This window comes from Anaerosporobacter sp. (assembly GCF_965301125.1).
The window spans coordinates 1-3343 of record NZ_CBDLAM010000286.1 but is presented as its reverse complement, the minus strand read 5'-3'; the positions used below and the strand labels follow the sequence as shown (position 1 = coordinate 3343).

Below are 3343 nucleotides of genomic sequence, written 5' to 3'. Positions count from 1 at the left end.
TATTTTTTATTAGCCAAGCTCCTGGTCCTGGTGGGCACTTACTGCTATTGAAGTTGCTAACTGCGTAGTTATCATCCCAGCCAACAACAGAAACACAATGATTCTGCGAAGTGGTACTATTTTGATAATATGCACCTGTTTTACTGTTATAGCCGCTATTGTCTGATGCATAGTATGAGATTGTTCCAGCACCATTATCCATAATCAATTGTTTGATGATAGATTTGTCATCATAATTAAGAATATAGGCATTCTGCATATGAGCTAAGTCATTAAAGCTGATGGCTGTCCTCTCTTCTGCCGTCTTTTTGGCCATCTCCGCTTCATATTTACTTGCGCCAGAATAATCCGCTATACTTTCATCAGCTGCACCAACCCAGTTTGCAAAATTCTTTACGGTGAAGATACTATTACCGCCTAAATCTAAATATGTAGCACCCTTGGCTACAGTGGAATCACCTGCTGTATTACCAAGTGGGTCTACCTGAGTATGATAAAAATTGTAAGCCAGGTGGAGTTCAGAATAATCAGTAGCGATAGGGAAACCATACTTTTTAATCATACTAGATTCTGCTGTATTAATGGCTCCAAATGCCCAACAGGTACCATACGAACCTTGATCCTTTACTTTAGAAACATAGTTCAAATCTACAGAGTTGTAAGTTTCTGGAACATCCCCTTCCCTTATCCTCGGATAATTGATGTCTTCTTCTACACTTGGGATATCGATGTCAACGTCATTATATCCGTAATTATTATCATTAGTAGGTGGTAACGTCTCTGCTTGAGCATTAGTAGTAAACATCACTGAAAATAGAACTAATGCCCCCATAATTAGATGTGGCTTTCTTCTCATAATAATCTCTCCTTTCGAAATAAATTGTGTTTGCGAAACTCTTATCACTGCTTTAGTCTTCTAGAAAGAGTTCTACAATTACACTGAATTTACTTGGTTAATTGTTACAATTAATATTGTACTACCATTTACATGATAATTTTGCTGATTTTTTCCATTTTATAATATGTTTTTTCGTTTATTACTTAATCGATTACTATTAAAACTTAATCTCTTATAAGTAATTTTTTACCAATTCTATATTGTTTTTATTATTATTTTTTATTCCAATAACAATGTTGTAATTCTGCTCTATAATAGGATGACGAATAGACAGTTACACTTGTAACTGTCTATTCAAGATATGCCATTTAGATATCATTTACTGCCTCTACCTGACACTTATTTTTTGTTCTATGGCTTAGCTGAATACCACTGATTGTTATAATACCACCATTCTCCAGCAGTTAATTTTTGATCTGAAGTCTTCTCCTGGTTATTGTAAATAAACTTTAAGGTTACACCTACTGCATCTTCCAATGTATACGTGTACCAATTGTCACCTTCAGAAGTCATGCTATCTCCTGGCCATGTATTATTGGTATATTTATTATCTTTTGAGACACAACTCCAATAGAAAATATTAGCTCCGCCTTCTTCTGTATAATAATGAACAATTATTTTATCAGTAATTTCTTCTTGTTTTGTCCATTTTGCGTACAGAACAATATCTCCAGTCGTGCCTTTCGTAATTTCTGTAATCTTGTTTGTAAAATCTGCATCCAAATACCAACCATCAAAAGTATAACCTGTTCTTGTAGCTGGTAAGAGGTTTATTGTTTCACTTTCAGAGTTATAAGTTTTTGGGTTGTTTGTATTATTTTCTCCTTCATTTAGAACATAGTTAATAGAATAGTTATCCGAATTATCTTCTATATTCGTAGTAAATGCCTTAATACGATTATTCGTACCATTATTACTGATATCAACCCAGTCATTGTTATCGACTTTAGAAAAACTCTGTCCCGGATTAGTAATCGAAGTAAAACTGATCCAGTCTCCATTTGTATATGTTTCATCTACAGCGCTATATAAATACTGTTTATTACTAGAATTCTGAGTAACAACAACGGAGAACGTTGTCCCTTTTGTTAACGTTACTGGTGTTTCTAATGGAACAGTATAGTATCCAACATATGGCGCAGTTTCTTGCATAGATGCAACTAGTGTACCGGAATCTGGTTTTGATAAATCCGTCAAATCTTGATATACAGATATTTCATAGGTATTATTAACATTATTTGTATTATAAAAAGAAACCGCATCTAGTGTTTCTTTCTGCTTTTGTGATGAGAATACATTGGAAGCTGATAACGAATTACAATATTCAGAATCTGTTCGATTTCCACAACTTCCATCATATTGATAATTGTTATCATAGTTATCATTTCTTTCGAAATCAAAGAAAAATACATTACTAAGAGAAGTGTCATAATAAGATAGCCAGAAGTATCCACTGTTACCATATGAACTACCCCAGCTATTTTTTATTAGCCAAGCTCCTGGTCCGTTTGGGGTCTTACTGCTATTGAAATTACTAACTGCGTAATTATCATCCCACCCTACAACAGAAACACAATGATTTGTTGAATATGTACTATTTTGATAATATGCACCCGTCTTACTGTTGTAGCCACTATTGTCAGATGCATAGTATGAAATTGTTCCAGCACCGTTCTCCATAATCAATTGTTTGATTGTAGATTTATCATTATAATTAATAATGTAAGCATTCTGCATATGAGCTAAATCATTAAAGCTGATGGCTGTCCTCTCTTCTGCTGTTTTTTTTGCCATATCCGTTTCATAACTACTTGCGTTAGAGTAAGCTGCTAAACTTTCATCAGCAGCACCAACCCAGTTAGCAAAATTCTTTACCGTGAAGACGCTATTACCACCTAAGTCTAAATATGTACTACGAATGGCAGTGGTAGAGTCACCTGCAGTATTACCAAGTGGATCTACCTGCGTATGATAAAAATTGTAAGCAAGGTGGAGTTCAGAATAATCAGTAGCAACCTGGAGACCATACTTTTTAATCATACTAGATTCTGCTGTATTAATGGCTCCAAATGCCCAACAGGTTCCATACCCACCTTGGTTCTTCACTTTAGAAACATAGTTCAAATTTACAGAATTATAAGATTCTGGAACATATGCTCCTCTCACATTAGGATTAGTACTTTCTTCTACACTGGGGATATTGACTTCAACATCATTATATCCGTAATTATTATCATTAGTAGTTGGTAATGTCTTTGCTTGTGCATTAGTTGTGAACATCACTGAAAATAGAACTAATACACACATCAATAAGTTTGTCTTTTTTCTCATAATAATTACTCCTTTCGAAAATAATTTTGCTTGTAAAACTTAATCAATCTTAATGTTTAATTAATATTTTACAATTACGCGAAATTATTGGTTATTTGTTACAATTAATATTAT

2 protein-coding genes are annotated in these 3343 nt (G+C 33.8%); both read right to left on the bottom strand.

Going from position 1 to position 3343, the window contains the following annotated elements:
• Positions 1-856, bottom strand: an 856-nt coding sequence (locus ACW2QF_RS18785; protein WP_455717546.1) for a C1 family peptidase, incomplete at its 3' end; no start/stop codon positions are given.
• Positions 857-1249: 393 nt separating this feature from the next.
• Complete coding sequence (locus ACW2QF_RS18780) at positions 1250-3229, bottom strand: lectin like domain-containing protein (protein ID WP_455717545.1); 1980 nt, start codon at positions 3227-3229, stop codon at positions 1250-1252.
• Positions 3230-3343: the final 114 nt, after the last annotated feature.

Coding starts and splice junctions, on each gene's coding strand:
- ACW2QF_RS18780 (WP_455717545.1), bottom strand. CDS start 3,229: ATGAGAAAAAAGACAAACTTATTGATGTGTGTATTAGTTCTATTTTCA.